Annotated in this window: 2 protein-coding genes; both read left to right on the forward strand. The window is 63.8% G+C overall.

Annotated features, from left to right (window positions below; genetic code table 11):
* The first annotated feature begins 26 nt into the window (after positions 1-26).
* Positions 27-1,310, forward strand: a complete 1,284-nt coding sequence (locus ACFFUC_RS12490; protein ID WP_377686695.1) for an ABC transporter permease — start codon at positions 27-29, stop codon at positions 1,308-1,310.
* 11 nt (positions 1,311-1,321) lie between these two features.
* Positions 1,322-2,271, forward strand: a 950-nt coding sequence (locus ACFFUC_RS12495) for an ABC transporter permease (RefSeq protein WP_377686697.1), incomplete at its 3' end; no start/stop codon positions are given.

The raw sequence follows: 2,271 nt of genomic DNA on the forward strand, positions 1-2,271 counted from the left end.
CGCGTCCCCGAGAATGAAGGAAAGCTATGGCCCATGCGCTTGATCCCCATGCGGAGTCCGCCTCGTCCGGCGGGCCGCTCCGCACCTCCGACGGGCAGCCGCTGACGCGGGCTTTGGCGCGGGCCTCGCGTCGGGCGCGGCGGCGGGCGTTTTTGCTGGTGCTGCCGCTTTTGCTGTTCATCTTGCTGACTTTCGTCGTGCCGATCGGGCAGATGCTGCAACGCTCGGTCCATAATGACGGCTTTTCGGCGAATATGCCGGCGCTGACCCAATGGTTCAACGACCACCCCCGCGGCAGCGCCATCGACGAGAGCGCCTATGCCGCGCTGGCCGCCGATCTCGCGACCTCGGCCGAGGCGCGCACCATCGGCACCGTCGGCACCCGCATCAACTATGACCTGCCGGGCTCGCGTTCGCTTTTCACCTCGGCCGGCCGCAAGGCGCGCGCGGGGCTTGAGCCGCCCTTCCGCGAGGCGGTGCTCGCGCTTGATCCCAAATGGGAGGACCCCAAGCTGTGGTCCGCGATGCGCGAGGCCTCCGACCCGCTGACCGCCAATTTTTATCTCGCGGCCATCGACCGCACCCGCAACGATCAGGGCGAGATCGTCGCCGCCCCGCCCGAGCAGCAGGTCTATGTCATGCTGTTCAAACGCACGATGATCCTTTCGGCGGTGATCACCTTCACCACCTTCGTGCTGGGTTTCCCCATCGCCTATCTGCTGGCGACCCTGCCGCTGCGCAAGTCCAACCTCTTGATGATCCTTGTGCTTTTGCCGTTCTGGACCTCGCTTCTGGTGCGTACCACCGCCTGGATGGTGCTGCTGCAGCAGCAAGGCGTGGTCAATGATTTCCTCGTCTGGCTGGGCGTGATCGGCAACGAGCAGCGCCTCCAGATGATCTACAACCAGATGGGCACGATCATCGCGATGACCCATATCCTGCTGCCCTTCATGATCCTGCCGCTTTACTCGGTGATGCGCACGATCAACCCGAGCTATGTGCGCGCCGCGCGCTCGCTGGGGGCGACGAGCTGGACGGCCTTCCGGCGCGTCTATTTCCCGCAGACCCTGCCGGGGCTGGGGGCGGGGGCGCTTTTGGTCTTCATTCTGGCGATCGGTTACTACATCACGCCCGCGCTGGTCGGGGGCTCGTCGGGCCAGCTGATCTCGAACATGATCGCGATGCATATGATGCAGACGCTCAACTGGTCGATGGCGGCGGCGCTGGCGGCGCTTTTGCTGGGAGGCGTGCTGATCCTTTACTGGGTCTATGACCGCCTCGTCGGCATCGACAATCTGAAACTGGGCTGAGGGGGCTGACCATGGCACTTCCGACTTACGCATCCCCCCTCGAGAAGGTCTGGCATTACGCCTATCTCGTGCTCTGCGGGCTGATCTTCTTCTTCCTGATCGCGCCGATCGTGGTGGTGATCCCGCTGTCCTTCAACGCCGAGCCCTATTTCACCTTCACCGACAAGATGCTGTCCCTCGACCCCGAGGGCTATTCGATGCGCTGGTACGACACGCTTTTGACCTTCGGCATGACCAATCCGGACGCGCCGCGCGGCTGGAGCTGGTGGGTCGATGCCTGGCAGAATGCGAAATGGGTGAATGCGGCGAAAAGCTCGATCATCATCGGGGTGTTCTCGACGATCGTGGCGACGGTGCTGGGGACTTTGGCCGCGCTCGGCCTGTCGCGCCCCGAGATGCCCTTTCGCCGCATCATCATGGCGGTGCTGATTTCGCCGATGATCGTGCCGATCATCATTACCGCGACGGGGATGTTCTTTTTCTACTCGAACCCCTGCGCGCCTTTGGGCTGGATCGGGCTGGAGCCCTCCTGCGGCAAGCTGGCGGGGACCTATCTGGGCGTGATTTTGGCCCATGCGACTTTGGGGATCCCCTTCGTCATCATCACGGTGACGGCGACGCTGATCGGCTTCGATCAATCGCTCAACCGCGCGGCGGCAAGTCTTGGCGCGAACCCGAGGGTGACCTTCTTCCGCGTGACCATGCCGCTGATCCTGCCGGGCGTGATCTCGGGGGCGCTCTTTGCTTTCGTGACCTCGTTTGACGAGGTCGTCGCGGTCCTCTTTATCGCGGGCCCCGACCAGCAGACCATCCCGCGCCAGATGTGGACCGGCATCCGCGAGCAGATCTCGCCCGCAATCCTCGCCGTGGCCACATTGCTCGTGATCTTCTCCATCGCGCTCCTCACAACCGTCGAGCTCCTGCGAAGAAGAACCGAAAGGCTGAGGGGCGTCACCCCGCG

Source organism: Paracoccus cavernae, assembly GCF_042430175.1.
Lineage (GTDB): Bacteria > Pseudomonadota > Alphaproteobacteria > Rhodobacterales > Rhodobacteraceae > Paracoccus > Paracoccus cavernae.